Raw genomic sequence first — 18130 nt, 5'->3', positions numbered from 1 at the left:
AGGCGTCGATGACCTCGCTCCGACCGTCCGGCCACAGGACCAGCCAGAAGCCATCGCCCCCAATGCCGGTCATATGCGGATAGACCGAGGCCAGCGCCGCGGCCGTCGCGACCGCAGCCTCCAGCGCTGTGCCGCCGTCCTGAAGCACCGACAACCCCGCCTGACTGGCCAGATGATGCGGCGATGTCACCATCCCTCGCAGAGCACGCGGGGTGTTCAGCACGGCGGCGCCCCCTACAGCCCCGGCCGACCCTGCGGAGGTACCAGCGTGCACCCCGCAATGCCGGCGGACTCCAGCGAACGCGCGACGGCGAACAGCCTGTCTTCGCGTCCGGGCGCCGCGATCAGCTGCACGCCCAGTGGCAGACCCTCGACCGTCAGCGGCGCGGTCAGGATCGGCATGCCGACGAAGCTGAGCGGCTGGGTGTAGAGCCCCAGATTCGCACGGGCCGGAACCTCCGCCCCATCGACGACGATGACCGGTTGGTCGCGGCGCGGGGCCACGCCCGGCACGGCCGGCGCGACGAGAACGTCATAACGTTCGAACAGCGCGTGCGCCTGCGCCCGGAACCATGTTCGGAAACGCTGCGCCTGCAGGATACGGGTCGCGGGCATCAGCGCCCCGGCCATCAGGCGATCGCGCGTCGCCGGATCATAGGCCGCCGCCCTCGCGCGCAAACGCGGCAGATGCAGGTTCCCGCCCTCGGCCGCCGTGATGATGAAAGCGGCCGCCCGCGCACGCTCGACATTGGGCAGTTCGACCACATCGGCCGCGCGGAGGTGCGCCAGAACGCGCGTCACCCCCTGTTCCATCTCGGGCGCCATATTGCGCGCAAACCAGCCGCCAAGCTGGGCGATGCGAAGCCCCTCGACATCGGGCGGCGTGCCGACCGCCCGATCGGCGAGCACCTCGAACACGAGTTGCAGGTCATCGAGCGATGCCGTGAACGGCCCGACCACATCCAGACTGGCCGACAGGGGAAAGACACCCTCCAGCGGCAGCAGCCCCTGCGTCGGACGGAGCCCCCAGACACCACACAGGGACGCGGGCACGCGGATCGAGCCATTCGTGTCCGACCCAAGCGTCACGGGCAGCAGACCGGCCGCGACCGCCGCCGCCGAACCGCCGGACGAACCGCCGACCAGCCGGTCCACGTCGTGGGGGTTCCGTGTCACGCCGTAGTGCGCGTTTTCGGTCGCAAAGCCGTAGGCGAACTCATCCATATTGAGCGTCGCGACAGGGATGGCCCCGGCCGCGCAGAGGCGCCGGACCACGGACGCGTCGGCATCGGCGGGCGGGTTTTCGTTCAGCACGATGGACCCGGCGGTCGTCACCTCACCGGCCATGTCGAACAGGTCTTTCACACCGAACGGCACGCCCGCCAGCGGCCCGACATCCTCACCCGCGCGTAGACGGCGCCCCAGCGCCTCAGCCTCGCCGATCGCCCGGGGACCGAGAACGCGGGTCACGCTGTTATAGCGCGTGTCCGCTCCCTCGATCAGGGCGATCGCACCGCCAATCACGGCGGTGGGATTAAGCTCGCCCGCGCGGACCTTCGACGCGATCTCGGTCGCACTCATCGGTGTTGTGATCGGCGTTGCACTCATGGCGCATATCCGAAGGCCGGCGCGACCGTATCGTCGAGGGACGCGCCTTCGACAAGGTCGGCATAGCGCGTCAGGATCCTCGTATTGGCCAGCACACCGGGCAGGCACTCCGGCGGAATGGTCAACCCGATGCTGGCGGCGATCGCCTCGATCGCAAAAACGGGATCACGCAAGGCTCCGGATTCGTCGTGCGTCGTCATGGCTTTTCCTCCCCAATCCCGGCCTCAGCCCATCATCGGCTCTCGGCACCCGTGCGCATTCACCCGTATGCGAGTGATGGTAGCACTGATCATACCCTTGCCTAGAGGCTCCCGACAGGGCAGCCGGCACGCCCCCACTGAAACCAGCAGGGCTGCTGGTGCGTCTTGATTCCGTCGCCGGCAAGGACGTCGGGCACGTTTGTGCGCGTCCGAAGCTGCCCCCAACACAAGGACACGACCCTTATGATGCGCACAGTATTATTCGCCGGCACACTGGTTATCGGCGCCCCGATCGCTGCCTGGGCAGCCCCGTCCACGCCACAGACGCAGTCCGGTCATGCCGATGTCGTGCTGAAAAGTGATCACGCGTGGAACGGCACCGCATACCAGCATTATCCGGTCAGCGCGCCTCAATTGACCGTTCTCAAACTTACGATCCCGCCCCACACAGCGCTTCCATGGCACATTCACCCGTTTCCGAACGCCGGATACGTTCTTGCCGGCCAGTTGACCATCGAGGACAAGGCGACGGGCAAGCAGCAGACCTTTCACACCGGCGAGGCGTTCGCAGAAAGCGTGAACGATCCTCACCGCGGTGTCTCGGGCGACCAGGAAACCGTAGTGATCCTGACCTATGCCGGAACCGCTGGGGCGCCGACCTCTGTGCCTCTAAAGGGTGAGAAAACGGAGTATTGAATGACCGAATGACTATTCAGTAATAAATTAACGACCGTTCGGTCATTTTCATGTAAAGTATTTTATCATACCTGCATTTCGATGCGATCGTTAAGAAAACGTTATTGACCGTCTGACATAATTGATGCCATATCCGCCCCAGCATGTCTCGCCGTGCCGAGCATGCGGAGCATGTGAGGCACCAGTGACGACGGTCTGCAACCTTGATAAAGTATCTGTTCATACTTCAGAGGAACAGAACAGCGCGACGACGATCGTCACGATTAGTGGTATCAACCACGAAGACAAATCACACGAATACTTTCTGCTCCACGAAAACTTGCCGTCTCTGGGCATAAACTTTGTCGGTTTCACTAGCCGAAGGCGAGATTTCTTCATTAACGACGACATGCGCGGCGCACTGGATGCGCTGGGCTCCACGACGGCCCGCGCAGGCCAGCAGGTCGTGATCGTGACACAGTCCATGGGTGGTTATTCCGCACTGGCGGAGGGCTACAGGGTTAACCCCAAGCTTGTCATCGCGTGCTCCCCCTATCTCACGCTCGACCCCGACGAACTTCAACTCAGGGTAGAAGGTGAGCGTTACCATCTTGATCATTACCTGAAGTTCTGGCGCATCGAACCCGACTACATCCCTCAGGTCAAACTCGCGAACATCGATAAATACTCGCTTCCGCCGACGATGATCATCTTCGACACGGACAATCTGGAAGACCAGCGGCTGAGCGAGATGCTGAGAAATCACGCCATTCCGTACTTCAAAGTCGCGCTGCCCGGGGTGACGCATTTCTCACTCAGCGCACTCGAAGCCGATCACGTCATCACAGGGTTCATCAAGGAACATGACGGTCGCCCGATCGACACGCATTACAGGGATGATCTCACCTTACGCATCCTGCGGTGGTACCGGGCCCGTACCCAGAACCGGGCATCGCAAATCCGGGTCGACGAGCAAATCTTCCTGATTGACCTCCGGAACGGACGGAATCCGGACTTTTTCTCGTCCGTCTTCGACATCCCGGACAACGGCTCGCTCGAACCTGAACATGTGTTTCTGCTTAACGAAGACGGAGGCATATTGTCCCTTGTCCCCGAAACGCGCAGGGCAGCCTACACACATGACCCGTTCGGCAGCGGAACCTCATTTCCGATCCTGTTCCGTACCACAGACACGGCACTGAACACGCCGGAATTTTACGATGGCGCCGTTCATGCAGTCGACCCAACGTTGATCGAAACAGCGCTGGTCAAGGCGCGCGCGACGCTCTTGGAACCAAGGGAATCCGAAGCGCTCTATAAAATTCCCGTCTCAACGCACACGCTGGATCATTTCCTCGGCGCTTTCGACTTCGCCCAACGCATTGCGGCGGTGGCCACGTCCGAATATTTCGTCAAGGCCGCGCCCGTAGCCGCTCCCAAACGAAAATTCTTCGGTTTCGGTCGGAAGTCGCGGGGCGGCTGAACAAAATCCGACAGAAACCGCGTCACACTGGCGGTCGGTCGAGACTGAAAAGTTCTACCGACGAGTAATCCAGCAAGGACCGAAGATGCCAGTCGCCGTCGCGCACGAACAGATCGCGCGCTATCGTGCGTGCCAGCCGGTCGACACCAAAGCGCATGCCGCTGATCGACGCACCGGACAGCCCCATGCTGGGCATGGCCGAAAACGTGAAATTATGAATGTCGCGAAGGTAGGACTCGTGTTCATTGCCTGGCTCCCGGGGCAGGAATTCGAACCCCTCCCCCAGATAGGGATGCGCACCGAGCAACACGTGCTCCTCACCCACAGGCGGTGAAAAACGATCGCGCCACAGCGCGACCCGGCCCGCGAGAGCGGCCGTCTCCGGCCGGAGCGCCAGATCGGTGGCAAATCCCGTGCCGACAATCAGAAAATCGAAGACCATGTCGCCCTTGGGCGTTCGGACCACAATGTCATCGCCCACCATGCGTGTGTCATGCCATGGACATCCCGTGTGAACGGAAAACTGTTCGAAACGTCGGCAACGCCAGAACGTCTCCTGCGGCGGCGGCTGGTTAAGGTCGTAGATCCGCGTCATGAACCGCCATTTCTGGAGATCGGGCAACGACGCGAAATGTCCGAGAAATCCGGTATTTTCCATCCAGCGATACGGATTGACGCGCGGAATGTCGCCTCGGCGGACGCACAGCGCAACGGACGCCGCCCCTGCTTCAAGGGCGGTGGCGGCATTGTCGAACGCGGACGCGCCCGCACCCAGAACGCCGACGCGCTTTCCGCGCAAGGTGGCGAAATCCAGCGATTGCGCCTGGGACGTGTGCCTGTAACGCTCGCGCGGGATCGCCGCGCGGATCGATGGCGGCACATACCATTGGCCGCCGCCGTCGATGCCGGTCGCCAGCACGACCTTGCGCGCAAGGCAGCTCGACCGCCGACCGTCCGTATCCGAAAAGCCCAGCTTCAGAAGTCCATTGTCTGGCTCAATCCCCGTCAGCGTCCGGTCGTTCTGCACCGGCAGCGCCAGCACCTGCCGAAACCAGTCAAGATAGGCCTGCCAGTCCTGCCGCGAGATCTTGTCCAGCGCCGCCCATGCCTCGGCGCCATAACGCGCTTCGTACCACGACCGTGGCGTCAGGCTCGGCACGCCGCCATCGGGCCCGGTCACGTGTTTGGGGGTCCGCAGCGTCAGCATACGGGCGAACGTCGTCCACGGCCCCTCCCCTCCCTGGGGCGCACGGTCGAAAACGCGCACATTGTCGATCTTCAGACGCGACAGCGCGAACGCCGTCGCAAGGCCGCCCTGTCCCGCCCCGATGATCGCCACGTCCAGCACGGACTCGTCCCCCCGTGACACCGGGCGCGTCCATGCGCGTGAAGGGTAATCGATCAGCGACAGGTCGCGCCGCACACGGGCCTCGAGCGTGGCAAGCGCAGCGCCGGGGGACGGAAGGTCGCTCACCGGCACGGCATCCGGATCAGACACCGACCCATGCGCGCCGAAGCTCGGCTGTCATGTCCGGCGAGAAGCACGGCCGCTCGACATAGCGTCCCTCGCCCCGGACGGCGCGCAGATCACCATCCGCCCAGACATGCCGGCCGCCGCTGATCGTATGACGCGCGACGCCGGTCACCTCCATGCCCTCGAAGACGTTGTAGTCGACGTTCTGGTGGTGCGTTCTGGCCGAAATCGTGCGGCTTGCGTCGGGATCCCACAAGACGAGGTCAGCATCGGCGCCGACCGACACGCTGCCCTTGCGCGGATGGATGTTGAAGATTTTGGCCGTATTCGTCGACGTCACCGCGACAAATTCCTGCATCGTCAGCCGCCCCGTCCGCACGCCGTGATGCCACAGAACGCTCATCCGGTCTTCAATGCCCGGTGTGCCGTTGGGTATGCGTGTGAAATCGTCCTGTCCCGCGCTTTTCTGCGGGGCGCAGAAACAGCAATGGTCCGTCGCCGTCGTCTGCAACTGCCCGGACGCCAGCCCCGCCCACAACGCCTTCTGGTGGTGCCTAGGCCGGAAAGGCGGGCTCATGACGTACTGCGCGGCGCGCAACGGGTCGGGGTCATCGTACACGCTGTCGTCGATCACCAGATGCTGGGCCAGCACCTCGCCATACACGCGCTGCCCGCGCGCGCGGGCCTCAGTGATGGCACGCGTGGCCTCCTCGGTCGAGACGTGCACGATATACAGCGGAGCACCCAGCAAGCCGGCGATGGCAATGACGCGCTGCGCCGCTTCGCCCTCGACCTCCGGCGGGCGGGACAGCGGGTGCCCCTTCGCACCCGTGACGCCCTTGCGCAGCAGGTCCGCCTGAAGATAGGCCACCGCGTCGCCGTTCTCGGCATGGACATTGCACAACGCCCCGAGTTCGAGCGCGCGCGAGATCGAACGCAGCAGGACGCCGTCATCGACCATCAGCGCGCCCTTATAGGCCATGAAGTGCTTGAAGGAATTCACGCCGCAGTCGCGCGTCAGAATTCCCATCTCGGCGTGCACCGTGTCGTCCCAGTGCGTGATCGCCACATGCAGCCCATAATCGGACGCGGCCTTCTGCGCCTTCTCGCGCCAGTGCTTCCAGGCCTTGAGGATCGACGCGCCGCGCTCGGGGATGACGAAGTCGATCACCATCGTGGTGCCCCCGGCAAGGCCCGCGGCGGTGCCGGTGTAGAAATCGTCCGACGACACCGTTCCCATGAACGGCATCTCCATGTGGGTATGCGGATCGATCCCGCCGGGCATGACCAGCAGTCCACCCGCGTCGAGAACGGCGCATCCGACCGGTGCCTCGAGGTCGAGGCCGACCGCCGCGATGCGACCATCGGCGCCGCACAGAACGTCGGCACGACCCGTCGTCTCCGCCGTCACCACCGTTCCCCCACGCACCAGAAGCATCGCATCGCCCTTTTCGTCGTCTTCAGACCAGACACTACGTTACGAGCGTGAGTGCCCTCTTGTCATCCGGCAAGACAAACGGAACGATAGAGGGATGAAGTCCGACCCCGCCTCCCGCGTCGGCGTGCCCCGGCGCGCCAACACACGCCAGATCCTCGCCGCCGCCGAACATGTCTTCGGCCGCCATGGCTTTCATGGCGCCAGCATGATGGACATCGCGCGCGAGGCCGGGCTGCCGAAAGCCAATATCCATTACTATTTCGGCACCAAGGAGGACCTCTATCGCGCGGTGCTCGAACATATCCTGTCCGAGTGGCTGCACGACGCCGACATGTGGCTGCAGCCCGACAATACGGCCCGCGCGGGGTTCGAAGGCTATATCCGCGCCAAGATGGCGTTCTCGCGCAAGCGGCCCGACGCGTCACGCCTGTTCGCCTATGAGGTCCTGCAAGGCGCGCCGAACGTCTACCCTTATCTGTCGACCACGCTGCGAACCCACGTCCAGGGTCTGGGCACGACGTTCGACGTGTGGAAACAGCGTGGCGAGATGCGGCCGGACGTCGATTCGAACCATCTGATGTTCGCGCTGTGGGGCATGACCCAGACCTACGCGGACATGTCTGCCCAGATGGGCGCGGTTCTGGGCCGCCGCAGCCTGACCAATCAGGACCACGACACATCCATCCGGACGATCCTCACGCTGGTCCTCGACAGTTGCACCACCGCGCCGTCGGTGGCGCTTCCCGACGGCGTCGTCCACGTCCCAACCCCAAAGCCCAGGCGGCGCGCCGACCCTGCGCCGCATCTGACGGAGAGATCATCATGACACTAGCCGGGAACGTCGCCATCGACGGTCGCGCCCTGTGGAACGACATCATCGAAACCGCGCGTTTCGGCGGCACACCCAAGGGTGGCGTGCGGCGCCTGACCCTGACCGGGGAAGACCGGCAGGTGCGCGACTGGTTCGTGGCCACGACCACGGCCCTCGGCTGCTCCGTCCATCATGACTCGATGGGCAACCAGTTCGCACGGTTGCCCGGCACGGACGACAGCCTGCCGCCGATCACGATCGGTAGTCACCTCGACACCCAGCCCACCGGCGGAAAGTTCGACGGAATCATCGGGGTTCTGGGCGGCATTGCCGTCCTGCGGGCCCTGCGGGAAAGCGGCCACAGCACACGCCACCCGATCGAGATCATCAACTGGACGAACGAGGAGGGCTCGCGCTTCGCCCCCGCGATGCTGAGTTCGGGTGTGTTCGCGGGTGTTTTCACCGAGGCCGAGGCCATGGCGAAGACCGACCGCGACGGCGTGCGCTTTGGCGACGCACTCGACGCCATCGGGTATCGTGGCGAGGAGATGTGCGGACAGCACCCCACGAGTGCGTATTTCGAACTGCACATCGAACAGGGCCCGATCCTCGAAGCGGAGGACAAGACGATCGGTATCGTCACCGGCGTGCAGGGCATGCGCTGGTATGAAGCGACAATCACCGGCCGCGACTCGCACGCCGGCACGACGCCCATGCCGATGCGCGCCGACGCCCTTCTGGTCGCCGCACAGATCATCATTGCCGTGAACGAGGTGGCACTGGCGCATGCGCCCGACGGTCTGGGTACCGTCGGTCTCGTCGAAAACCGCCCCAACAGCCGCAACGTGGTGCCTGGGGAGGTGTTCCTGACCCTGGAATTCCGCCATCCCGACGACACGGTCCTGGACGCGATGGAGGCCGATTTCCGCACGCGGCTCGAAGCCTTGTGTGCCGACGCGCCTGTCACGGTGGACTGGGCCCGCACCTGGGATTCCCCGGCCGTGCACTTCGACCCGGCCTGCGTCGAGGCGGTGCGACAGGCCGCCGAATCGTTCGGCTATCCGGCACGCGAGATCGTGTCGGGCGCGGGCCACGACGCCGCTTATATGGCGAAAATCACCCCGACGGCCATGATCTTCGTCCCGTGCGCTGGCGGCCTGTCCCACAATGAGGAGGAAAGCGCCACCGAAGCCGACATAGCGGCGGGCGCGAACGTTCTGCTGCGCGCCGTGCTCGCGACCGATGCACGTCTGGCAGGCTAGGGACAGGGCGGCGCGGGAGTGGACTGCCCGCGGCAGATTATCGTCAGTCCGGCCGGAGACCGCGGCTTTCCCGGTGGCGGGAAACCGCCATTTTCTCCTCGCCCCTGGCGCGGCAGGCGGCTGACGGGACACTTTTGCCGCCAACACTGCCGTGGCATGGTTCGGTTCCGAACCGATCGCCCATTATCGGGATGATCGCTGACGACGCACCAAGGATAACGAGATGCCGCCGACCAATCATGACGCGTTCTGGATGCCGTTCACGGCAAACAGGCAGTTCCGCAAGACCCCCCGCATGCTGGTCGCGGCCAAGGACATGCATTACACGGCCGAAGACGGCACGCAGGTGCTCGACGGCTGCGCCGGGCTGTGGTGCGTCAACGCTGGACATAACCGCCCGAAAATTACCGAAGCAGTCCAGAAAGCAATCGCGACACTCGATTTCGCGCCGACCTTCCAGATGGGTCATCCGTTGGCCTTCGAAGCAGCCGACCGTATCGCCAAACTGGCACCGGCCGACCTGAACCATGTGTTTTTCTGCAACTCGGGGTCCGAGGCTGCCGATACGGCGCTGAAGATGGCCATCGCCTATCACCGTATTCGTGGTGACGCCGCGCGCACGCGCTTCATCGGGCGCGAACGTGGCTATCACGGGGTGGGCTTTGGCGGTATTTCCGTTGGCGGTATCTCCGGAAATCGTAAACTTTACGGCACGATGCTGGGCGGCGTCGATCACCTGCCGCATACGCACGACCCGGCGCGCAATGCTTTCTCACGCGGTCTGCCGACGCATGGCGAGGAACTGGCCGACGCTCTGGAGCGCATCGTGGCGCTGCACGATCCGTCGACCATCGCGTCGGTCATCGTCGAGCCGATGGCCGGCTCGACAGGTGTCCTGCCGCCTCCGGTCGGCTACCTCAAGCGCTTGCGCGAGATCTGCGACAAATATGGAATCCTTTTGATCTTTGATGAGGTCATCACGGGGTTTGGTCGTATGGGCGGCACGGCATTCGCTGCCGAAAAGTTCGGTGTAACGCCGGATATCATCACCTGCGCGAAGGGTATCACCAACGGCACGATTCCCATGGGCGCTGCGATCGCGCGTGACCATGTGTTCGAAACGTTCATGCAGGGGCCTGAGGCCGGGATCGAATTCCCGCATGGTTACACCTATTCCGGTCACCCTGTTGCCTGCGCCGCGTCGATCGCGACACTCGACACGTATGCCGAAGAAGGCCTGTTCGAGCGGGCCGAAGAACTCGCACCTTATTTCGAGGACGCGGTTCATTCGCTCCGCGGCCTCCCGCATGTGATCGATATCCGCAATATCGGTCTGGTGGGTGCTGTCGAACTCGAGGCCCGCACCGGTGCTCCGGGCACGCGCGGCTATGAAGTCTTCGACCGCGCCTTCCGCGATGGGTTGCTGCTGCGCGTGACCGGCGACACGCTGGCCATCTCGCCGCCGCTGATTATCAACAAGGCGCAGATCGACGAACTTTTCGGCAAACTCGGCGCCGTCCTGCGCGATACCGAGTAAGCGGACCACCGTCCGGCCCACCCTATCGACCGCCCCGAGATCGTCGGGACTGGTCCGATGGTGGGTCCGGGCGACGTTACCGCCGAGACGGATCGCATCATACGGCCGGGCGGACATCATCCGATCCTCACATGACCCGGGTGTGTCGGCGGCGCCACGGGCGATCAACCGGATAGGCCGGCCGCCTGATCGACCGTCGCCGGCCACGGTGATCGCGCGCTGCCATCGGCCGCATCGCCGCGTCGTGTTCACGTCCTGATCAGAACCTGCCTGCCGGGCGCATGGGACCGTGTCGATGCGGGCGACACCATGTCCGGGTCATCGCCCTGCCTTGCACGGCCATGAACATCCCTCTGGTCTCCTGGTCCGCAATCGACATAATTGCGCCATCGAACACGTTCGCCCCCCGGCGTTCTCGCGGAGCCATGCTGATGACACCGGACACACTCCACCCGCCCTACGCCCCCGACCTGTGCAACGACGATCTGGCCCCGATCCCCCTGGCGCGGCGCGACTGGACATGGGTGAACATGGCCACGGTCTGGATGGGCATGGTGCATAATGTCGTGGTCTATGAGGGGGCCGCTGGACTGATGGCGCTCGGCCTGTCGGCCTGGAACTGTCTGGAAGTCGTCGGCGTGGCCTATGCCATCCTGTTCGTGACCATGGCGTATAACGCGCGTGGGGGCACCCGCTACGGCATACCGTTCTGCGTGCTGATCCGTTCCGCCTTCGGCCCTCGCGGCGCGCAGGTTCCCGTCATCCTGCGCGGCTTCTGCGCCATTTTCTGGTTCGCCGTTCAGGCCTATACCGCCGCGCAGGCCATGGACGCCATCCTGTGCACGCTCAGCCCGGGCTGGGCTTCGCTGGGACTGCGCATCGGCGGCCTGCCGGTTCACATGGCCCTGTCCATGGTTGCCATCTGGCTTCTGCACGCCTGGATCGCCAACCATGGCGTACACCGGATCCGCAACTTCGAACTGGTCGCCGGGCCGCTGGTCATTCTGATCGGTCTGGCCGCCACGGTCTGGGCGATCCGCGTCGGGCATGGTCTGGGCCCGCTTTTCGCAACACCGGCCACGCTACACGGGACCGCCTTCGTGGCCGCCTTCACCACCGGCGTCACGGGCATGATCGGCATGTGGGCGACCTTCGCGGTCAACATCCCCGACCTGTCGCGATTTGTCCGCTCCGAGCGCGATCAGATCGTCGGACAGGCGATCGGCCTGCCCCTGACCGCCATCGTGTTCACGCCGATGGCCATCATCGTGACCTCCGCCAGCATCGTCATGTTCGGGCATCCCGTCTGGAACCCGATCACACTGCTTCTGCTGCTGCACAAGCCGGCGATCATGCTGTTCGGCGGCGCGACGCTGATTCTGGCGACCCTGTCGGTCAACGTCGTCGCGAACATCATGCCGGCCTGCTACGACCTCATGAACCTGATGCCCCGACGCCTCGACTTTCGCCGCGCAAGCCGTCTGGTGCTGGTCATCGGCATCCTGTTCATGCCGTGGCTCTGGTTCAACGAGGCCGAGGGTATCTTTCGCGTACTGGACATCATCGGCGGCCTGCTCGGCCCCGTCACCGGGATCATGATCGCGGATTACTTCGTCGTGCGGCGACAGCGCCTGACGGTCGACGCCCTCTATCGCCACGGCGATGTGTACGACGGCACCGACGGCTGGCATCGTCCCGGCATCGTGGCGTTCGTGGCCGGAGGGCTCGCCGCCAGTCTCGGCCAGTTCGTGCCGTCGATTGCGTGGCTCTCGAGTGTCGCATGGTTCGTCGGCGTCGCCGTCGGCGGCCTTGCGTATCTGGCGCTCGTCCGGCCAAGGACCGCCCGTCATGCGACACAGGTGACGTCATGATCTCACGGCGCACCGCGCTGGGCGCTGTCGCCCAACTGCTTCCGACCCTTGCCTGCGGGACGACCATGGCCCAGGATTTTCATACCACCGCCTTTCGCATCCAGCCGACCGGCGACATCGCGACACTGCGCCAGGCCGCCCTGTCCGCCACCCCGCCGCACGAGGCCGGACCCTTCCGGACGAGCGATCTGGTCGAACTGGTGCACGTCGTACCGGCCCTGCGGCTGGATATCCGATACGCCACCAGCAACAATTTTCTCGGCGTACCGCTCTACACACAGGCGCGCGCGTTCCTGCAACGCCCCGCGGCCGAGGCCCTGGCCCGCGTGCAGGCGCGCCTTGCACCTCAGGGCTATGGGCTTGTGGTGTACGACGGCTATCGCCCCTGGTACGTCACCAAACTGTTCTGGGAGGCGACACCGGTCGACAAGCACATGTTCGTCGGCAACCCCGTCGAAGGCTCACGCCATAATCGCGGCTGCGCGGTCGATCTCGGGCTGTGCGATCTGGAAACCGGGGCCACCCTTCGGATGCCCAGCGGCTACGATGAGATGACGAAGCGTGCCTATGCCGATTATCCCGGCGGCACGGACGCGGAACGACGCCTGCGCCATATCCTGCGTACCGCCATGGAAGCCGAGAACTTTGCCGTCCTGCCCGAGGAATGGTGGCATTTCGACCATGCCGACTGGTCGCACTACCCGATCATGAACACGCGCTTCGAGGATCTGGAATAACCCCCGTCTGCTCTGTCCGCTCCGGGGCGACGGCGGCCGTCAGCGCGTTCGGACGCGCAGGTCCATGGGAATAATGCGACAGTCGTGGTCCTGCAGTTCCTCGCCCGACGCGAAGTCGTGGTGCAGCGGGTCGACCACGTCGTCGAGCACGACGAATCCGCGGCCTTCGGGAAAGTTCTCCGGCACCACGACAAGCGTATGTCGGCCCATATCGTGTGCCGCGTCCGGCAGGGATGCGGCCAGAACCCGGAACGGCCAGACGTTGTCGAACGACGTGCCGTCCATCCGAATCGCTCGGTAGGCATGACCGGCCAAGGGCGTCGGCAAGGGTGTCCACGCGCGCCCGATCGCGCGGCGCATGAAAAACAGCGCCGTCTTGATCTCGGGGCGGATGCAGTCGAGGTGGATATGCAGCTGGTTCTGCGTCCGGCCCTGCGCTGAATTGATCGCCAGGGCCAGGTCGTCGTCCGGCAGCATCACGCCGTAAGCCTCCCCCACGCGGGCGCGCTGCGCCCACGCCAGCGCGAAATAGTTCGGCGTATGCGCCGCCAGCAGCGGCTCGGCCTCGATGCCGCTGGTGCGCGCGGTGGGGATCAGCAGATACTGGCCGCGCCCCTCAATGTCTTTCAGGACCGCGTAGCCGCGATCGGCATCATAGACGGTGCACGGGGTTGGCTGTCCCGTCCGGTCATGGGCGACGCGGCATTGACCGTCGACGATCTGCCACAGGCGATCCGGATTATGGGTGCTGGCCGGACGCGGCAGTCCGATCAGCAGGGCAACAAACGCCGCACCGAACACGGGGCGGATGACAGACGCACGCATATCCCGTCAGCCTTCCTCGATCTCTGCAGCCAGATTGAGGGACTGGGCCAGTCGGTCCAGTCGCCGTCGCACCGCTTCCCCGCGCACGGCCAGACGTCCGGATGCCAGACGCAGCACGACCCGATCCGCCTCGCGCCGCAGCGAGGTCCCGTCCAGAAGCGTCAGGGCGCCACCGCAGACGGTGTAGGCCAGACGCAGCGCAAGCCCGAGCGTCACGGCGGCGGTGAACTGTTCCTCATTCAGCAGGCGGCGCGACGGGTCGAGCCAGCTCTGACTGGCCTCGCTCTCGTACCGGATGGCCAGCGCCAGGGCGATAAAGGCGCGGGCCGTATGACCGAACGCGACGCCCTGCATCCGCAGAATCCGCAGGTAGGTCTGCTCGGCACGATATTCGGGATGGTCGTACGACCCGACATCCGACATCCAGCATGCCTCGCGACGCAGCCGGTCGCGTTCGGCATCGGCGTTGGGGAACAGACCGGCGGTCCAGTCGATCAGCGCGGGCGGCAGGACGGCACTGCGCCCAAGACGGCCACACATCTCACGCGCGACGCTCTCGCGCGGGTCGGCGTCCGGAGTTCCCGTCGCCACCCGGTCCATATACCACCCTTCCCGCAGGCCATCGACGCAAAATACGACCGACGGAGGCTGGCCGACGCGCAACAGACGACGCAACACCGTGGCGGCGAACGGCGCGTCGTCCAGTCGCTTGCGCGGGGCACCGGGCAGGCGCTCCAGCGTGCGGCGGGGGGCGCCGCGCACCCATTCGGTCATTTCCTGCGCCTCCTTGAGACCCAGGGTATAGAGATGGACGATGTTCAGCGGATAGGCCACGCGCGCGATCTGGAGCCGCGCCAGCGCGCGGAACGCCCCGCCCACCAGATAGAGCGGCTTGCCCTCCATGGCCTTGAGCCAGCCGACCGTGGCAAGGTCCTGTTCCACCAGCGTTCGCGCGACGCCCAGATCGCCGCCGGAGCGGTCGTTCAGACGGATCACGCCCAGCGGCAGCGAAATCGCCTCATGACGGACGCCGTGCTCCATACGGATCAGTTCAAGCGATCCGCCGCCGATATCGGCAACCAGCCCGTCGGCATCAGGCACACTGCACAACACGCCGGTCGCGGAATAATCGGCCTCTTCCGTGCCGCTGAGAATGCGGATCGGGACGCCGGGCATGTAGTGGCGCAGCGCCTCGACGAATTCGGGGCCATTGCTGGCATCCCGGACGGCGGCGGTCGCCAGGATCTCGAACGGGTCGGCGTCCATGGCGCGTGCGATGGCGTGAAAGCGGCTCATGACCTCCATGGCCATGCCGACACCTTCTTCGTTCAGGCGCCCGGTGGTGGTCAGACCACGACCAAGCTTGAGCACGGCCTTTTCGTTGAAGATCATCACCGGCGTCCGGGACGTCCCCTCGAACACCACGAGCCGAACGGAGTTCGAACCCAGATCGACGACAGCCGAACGCCGGACGGCCAGTGTGTTCATGGCCGGAAGCGGGGGACGATGAAGGGACAGGTGCGCATCATGAGGGGGCCTTTAGCCATGGTTTGCCGGGTGATCAATCCTCGAGAATGCGGTCCGGCCGATGGGGCATCGGGGTCGCGCGAATGGCGGAGGTGCTTGCCGCCGATCCACGCCCCGACAGGGAGGGGTTGGTCATGAAGTAGTCATGGGCCGAAAACGGCCGCGCGCCCGGCGTCAGGCGGCGCCAGTGCCCGGTACGTTCGAGGATCCAGGACTGCATGTTGTCCTTCAGGTCCGTTGCCATGATCTGGTCGAGCACCTGGGCATGCACCGTCGGGTTGGTGATCGGCACGATGCTTTCGACACGCCAGTCCATGTTGCGCGCCATCCAGTCCGCCGAGGAAATGAACACCTTAGCGTGACGCGACGGCATGCGATGGCCATTGCCGAACGCGAAGATGCGCGCATGCTCCAGAAAGCGCCCAACGATCGACTTGATGCGGATGTTCTCGGACAGGCCCGGCACGCCGGGTCGCAGGCAGCAGATCCCGCGTATGACACCCATGATCTTCACCCCGGCGTTCGACGCGGCATACAGCGCGTCGATCAGGGCCGGATCGACCAGCGAGTTCATCTTCAGCCAGATCTGCGCCGGCCGCCCGGCCTTCGCGTGCTCGATCTCCGCCTCGATCAGGCCCATCAGCGTCGTGCGCGACGTGACCGGCGAGAAGGCGATCGCCTCCATTTTCGCCGGCATGGCATAGCCGGTCATGTAGTTGAACAGCCGCGCCGAATCGCGCACCAGTTGCGGATCGCAGGTGAAGAACGACAGGTCGGTGTAAATACGGGCCGTGATCGGGTGATAATTCCCGGTCCCGAAATGGGCGTAGGACCGCAGCGCCCGCCCTTCGCGCCGCACGACGAGGCTGAGTTTGGCGTGGGTCTTGAGGTCGGCGAATCCGAACACGACCTGCACCCCAGCGGCCTCCAGCGAACGCGCGAGGCGAATATTGGCCTCCTCGTCAAAGCGGGCGCGCAGTTCGACCATCGCGGTGACGGACTTTCCACCCTCGGCCGCCTCGACCAGCGCCTTGACGATCGGGCTGTCACGGGACGTGCGGTACAGCGTCTGCTTGATCGCCACGACCGCCGGGTCCAGCGCCGCCTGACGCAGGAACTGCACCACCACGTCGAAACTCTCGAACGGGTGGTGAACGATGATGTCCTTCGCCCGGATCGCCGCGAAACAGTCGCCACCGAAATCGAGCACGCGTTCGGGAAAGCGCGGGGTATAGGGCGGAAACAGAAGGTCCGGCCGGTCGTCGACGATCAATTGCTTGAGGTCCACGACACCGATCAGGCCTTTCTGGACCGTGACCTCATCGGCGGGGACGTCCATGTCATCGGCGATGGCACGCCCGAGGTCTTCGGGCATGCGCGCTTCGAGGTCGAGGTGGATGGCAACACCCCGGCGACGACGCTTCAACGCCGTTTCGTAGGAGCGCACCAGATCCTCGGCCTCGTCCTCGAACTCGACATCCGTATCGCGAATCACACGCAGCAGACCGGCTTCGAGGGTCTTCAGCCCCGGAAACAGACGGTCGATGCACAGCACGATCAGGTCTTCGAGCGCGACGAAGCGCGCCACGCCCTTGTCGGCGGACGGCAGACGCACGAAGCGCTGCACCTGACCCGGCAGCACGATCAGGGCGCTCATGACGAAACGTCCGGATTCGACGTCCCCCAGATGCAGCGCGAGGGCAAGCCCCATGTTCGGGATGAACGGCAGCGGGTGCGCCGGGTCGATCGACAGCGGCGTGAGAACGGGGAAGACGCGCTCCATGAACGCCTCTTCCAGCCACGCGCGCTCGCCGTCGGACAGGCTTTGCGGATCGCACACCACCACCCCGGCTTCGGCCAGCAGGCCGCGCAGGTCGTTCCAGACGCGCTGCTGCTCGGTCAGCAGGCGATCGGTGCGCTCCCGCACGGCAACCAGCTGCTGCGCGGGCGTCAGCCCGTCCGGAGACGTCGTGATCAGCCCCTCGCGTACCTGCCCGACCAGACCCGCCACGCGCACGGAATAGAATTCGTCCAGATTGCTGGCACTGATCGCCAGGAACCGCAGACGCTCCAGCAGCGGATTGCGCGGGTTTTCGGCCTCCTCGACCACGCGCTGGTTGAAGTCGAGCCATGACAGCTCGCGGTTGATGAAGCGCGCGGACGCGTGCAGCACATCGTCGCCCACCATCTCGTCAAGCGGCGCGCGCAGTGCGATGGGGGCTGTCCGTCCGCGCGGCACGGGACGCCGCTTGCCCGTCTTGGTTCCGGTCCGGATCGCTTGTGCCACCGTCGTGTCTCCCCGCCTCGTCTGTATCGCCGCGCGATCCTACCGCCCCGAACAGGGCGCGGTAAGGGGCGACTTAGGGCGAAATGGCGTCAGGGCCCGACGGGGGCATCGTCTCGGCCATCGAGTCGAGGACGTCCTGCGCCATAGCGCGCGTGATCCGGCCGCCCGCTTCCAGCCCCGCACGATCCAGCCGCATAACGGCCTCGCGCACCGAGTCCGGCGAGCGTGGCAGCCGTCGCAGCAGCCATTCCATCACCGGCTGCGCCACGACGATCTGCCGTTCGGCCAGATGCCGCATCAGCAGCGCCCGCAGCAAACTCTCGTCCGGCCGGCCGAGCCCGACAGCGACCGTCGCGCGCAGACGGCTCTGCAGATCGGGCAGCACGACGGGCCAG

16 protein-coding genes are annotated in these 18130 nt (G+C 65.1%); 7 read left to right on the top strand and 9 right to left on the bottom strand.

Annotated elements, in window-relative coordinates:
* From HUK82_RS08225 to HUK82_RS08215, 3 genes are all read right to left on the bottom strand, one after another.
* On the bottom strand, positions 1-223 hold a 223-nt coding region (locus HUK82_RS08225), incomplete at its 3' end, for a gamma-glutamyltransferase (RefSeq protein WP_176613505.1).
* A gap of 11 nt (positions 224-234) precedes the next feature.
* Positions 235-1608 (bottom strand): AtzE family amidohydrolase, encoded by a 1374-nt coding sequence (locus HUK82_RS08220; RefSeq protein ID WP_246495040.1) that lies wholly within the window; start codon positions 1606-1608, stop codon positions 235-237.
* Positions 1605-1808, bottom strand: coding sequence for a DUF4089 domain-containing protein (locus tag HUK82_RS08215; RefSeq protein WP_176613504.1), 204 nt, complete (start codon positions 1806-1808; stop codon positions 1605-1607). Before HUK82_RS08215 ends, HUK82_RS08220 begins: the two co-directional genes overlap by 4 nt.
* Before the next feature lie 246 nt (positions 1809-2054).
* Here HUK82_RS08215 and HUK82_RS08210 point away from each other — a divergent pair, with 246 nt between their 5' ends.
* On the top strand, positions 2055-2504 hold the full coding sequence (locus HUK82_RS08210) for a cupin domain-containing protein (protein ID WP_212647826.1): 450 nt from the start codon (positions 2055-2057) through the stop codon (positions 2502-2504).
* Between the two features lie 184 nt (positions 2505-2688).
* Positions 2689-3966 carry an alpha/beta fold hydrolase gene (locus HUK82_RS08205; protein WP_176613502.1) on the top strand — a complete coding sequence of 426 codons (1278 nt, stop codon included), beginning with the start codon at positions 2689-2691 and terminating at the stop codon, positions 3964-3966.
* 22 nt (positions 3967-3988) lie between these two features.
* Here the strand turns inward: HUK82_RS08205 and HUK82_RS08200 are convergent, their stop codons facing one another.
* Positions 3989-5440 (bottom strand): SidA/IucD/PvdA family monooxygenase, encoded by a 1452-nt coding sequence (locus tag HUK82_RS08200; protein WP_373318251.1) that lies wholly within the window; start codon positions 5438-5440, stop codon positions 3989-3991.
* A gap of 16 nt (positions 5441-5456) precedes the next feature.
* Positions 5457-6878, bottom strand: a complete 1422-nt coding sequence (gene hydA / locus HUK82_RS08195) for a dihydropyrimidinase (RefSeq protein ID WP_176613501.1) — start codon at positions 6876-6878, stop codon at positions 5457-5459.
* Between the two features lie 94 nt (positions 6879-6972).
* Between hydA and HUK82_RS08190 the strand changes: the two genes are divergently transcribed.
* The 5 genes from HUK82_RS08190 to HUK82_RS08170 all read left to right on the top strand — a co-directional run bounded on the left by HUK82_RS08190 (position 6973) and on the right by HUK82_RS08170 (position 13096).
* Positions 6973-7704, top strand: a complete 732-nt coding sequence (locus HUK82_RS08190; RefSeq protein WP_176613500.1) for a TetR family transcriptional regulator C-terminal domain-containing protein — start codon at positions 6973-6975, stop codon at positions 7702-7704.
* On the top strand, positions 7701-8951 hold the full coding sequence (locus HUK82_RS08185) for a M20 family metallo-hydrolase (protein WP_176613499.1): 1251 nt from the start codon (positions 7701-7703) through the stop codon (positions 8949-8951). The genes HUK82_RS08190 and HUK82_RS08185 overlap by 4 nt, the downstream gene beginning before the upstream one ends.
* Positions 8952-9174: 223 nt before the next feature.
* Positions 9175-10488, top strand: a complete 1314-nt coding sequence (locus HUK82_RS08180) for an aspartate aminotransferase family protein (RefSeq protein ID WP_176613498.1) — start codon at positions 9175-9177, stop codon at positions 10486-10488.
* A 431-nt stretch (positions 10489-10919) separates the two neighbouring features.
* Positions 10920-12359 (top strand): NCS1 family nucleobase:cation symporter-1, encoded by a 1440-nt coding sequence (locus tag HUK82_RS08175; protein ID WP_246495042.1) that lies wholly within the window; start codon positions 10920-10922, stop codon positions 12357-12359.
* Complete coding sequence (locus tag HUK82_RS08170; RefSeq protein ID WP_246495044.1) at positions 12356-13096, top strand: M15 family metallopeptidase; 741 nt, start codon at positions 12356-12358, stop codon at positions 13094-13096. Before HUK82_RS08175 ends, HUK82_RS08170 begins: the two co-directional genes overlap by 4 nt.
* A gap of 39 nt (positions 13097-13135) precedes the next feature.
* Here the strand turns inward: HUK82_RS08170 and HUK82_RS08165 are convergent, their stop codons facing one another.
* The 4 genes from HUK82_RS08165 to HUK82_RS08150 form a co-directional block, all read right to left on the bottom strand.
* Complete coding sequence (locus HUK82_RS08165; RefSeq protein WP_176613496.1) at positions 13136-13921, bottom strand: CDP-diacylglycerol diphosphatase; 786 nt, start codon at positions 13919-13921, stop codon at positions 13136-13138.
* 6 nt (positions 13922-13927) lie between these two features.
* Positions 13928-15409: a Ppx/GppA family phosphatase gene (locus HUK82_RS08160; protein ID WP_176613495.1), complete on the bottom strand. Its 1482-nt coding sequence runs from the start codon at positions 15407-15409 to the stop codon at positions 13928-13930.
* 73 nt (positions 15410-15482) lie between these two features.
* Positions 15483-17636, bottom strand: a complete 2154-nt coding sequence (locus HUK82_RS08155; RefSeq protein WP_176613506.1) for an RNA degradosome polyphosphate kinase — start codon at positions 17634-17636, stop codon at positions 15483-15485.
* A gap of 172 nt (positions 17637-17808) precedes the next feature.
* The coding region (locus tag HUK82_RS08150) for an HdaA/DnaA family protein (protein ID WP_408851059.1) at positions 17809-18130 on the bottom strand (322 nt) is incomplete at its 5' end.

Source organism: Ameyamaea chiangmaiensis, from assembly GCF_013376175.1.
In the GTDB taxonomy this organism is placed as follows: domain Bacteria; phylum Pseudomonadota; class Alphaproteobacteria; order Acetobacterales; family Acetobacteraceae; genus Ameyamaea; species Ameyamaea chiangmaiensis.
The sequence above is the reverse complement of the archived record's forward strand: the minus strand, read 5'-3'. Positions and strand labels throughout refer to the sequence as shown.

Coding starts and splice junctions, on each gene's coding strand:
- HUK82_RS08220 (WP_246495040.1), bottom strand. CDS start 1,608: ATGAGTGCAACGCCGATCACAACACCGATGAGTGCGACCGAGATCGCG.
- HUK82_RS08215 (WP_176613504.1), bottom strand. CDS start 1,808: ATGACGACGCACGACGAATCCGGAGCCTTGCGTGATCCCGTTTTTGCG.
- HUK82_RS08210 (WP_212647826.1), top strand. CDS start 2,055: ATGCGCACAGTATTATTCGCCGGCACACTGGTTATCGGCGCCCCGATC.
- hydA (WP_176613501.1), bottom strand. CDS start 6,878: ATGCTTCTGGTGCGTGGGGGAACGGTGGTGACGGCGGAGACGACGGGT.
- HUK82_RS08190 (WP_176613500.1), top strand. CDS start 6,973: ATGAAGTCCGACCCCGCCTCCCGCGTCGGCGTGCCCCGGCGCGCCAAC.
- HUK82_RS08185 (WP_176613499.1), top strand. CDS start 7,701: ATGACACTAGCCGGGAACGTCGCCATCGACGGTCGCGCCCTGTGGAAC.
- HUK82_RS08180 (WP_176613498.1), top strand. CDS start 9,175: ATGCCGCCGACCAATCATGACGCGTTCTGGATGCCGTTCACGGCAAAC.
- HUK82_RS08175 (WP_246495042.1), top strand. CDS start 10,920: ATGACACCGGACACACTCCACCCGCCCTACGCCCCCGACCTGTGCAAC.
- HUK82_RS08170 (WP_246495044.1), top strand. CDS start 12,356: ATGATCTCACGGCGCACCGCGCTGGGCGCTGTCGCCCAACTGCTTCCG.
- HUK82_RS08165 (WP_176613496.1), bottom strand. CDS start 13,921: ATGCGTGCGTCTGTCATCCGCCCCGTGTTCGGTGCGGCGTTTGTTGCC.
- HUK82_RS08160 (WP_176613495.1), bottom strand. CDS start 15,409: ATGAACACACTGGCCGTCCGGCGTTCGGCTGTCGTCGATCTGGGTTCG.
- HUK82_RS08155 (WP_176613506.1), bottom strand. CDS start 17,636: ATGGTGGGCGACGATGTGCTGCACGCGTCCGCGCGCTTCATCAACCGC.